Below are 262 nucleotides of genomic sequence, written 5' to 3'. Positions count from 1 at the left end.
GTACCCGACCCGTTATACCATCTATGACGATATCGTACTCTTGTGTGCCTTTAAGTATTTCAATATCGTATACAGGTCTGCTATTTTTTACGTCAAAATCAGCGGAAATCACTTTGCCATTAACGGTCTGAGTGGCTCTTTTCATGGCTTGCAATAGGCTTAATTTAGACTGCTTCATAACGCTGTACTCTGCGACATCTTCTGCATCAAGTTTTTCTTGTTTGGTTCTAAGAATTTTGCCGCTATTGGCATCGATCTCTAC

General features: G+C 40.5%; 1 protein-coding gene. It reads right to left on the bottom strand.

The window, feature by feature from the left end; all coding sequences use genetic code 11:
• Positions 1-262, bottom strand: a 262-nt coding sequence (locus AAEY98_RS22435) for a PepSY domain-containing protein (protein WP_351019813.1), incomplete at both ends; no start/stop codon positions are given.

It is taken from the genome of Shewanella sp. AC91-MNA-CIBAN-0169 (assembly GCF_040310165.1).
Classification (GTDB): domain Bacteria; phylum Pseudomonadota; class Gammaproteobacteria; order Enterobacterales; family Shewanellaceae; genus Shewanella.
Note: the sequence above shows the minus strand (reverse complement) of the source record. Positions and strands in the feature narration are given on the sequence as shown.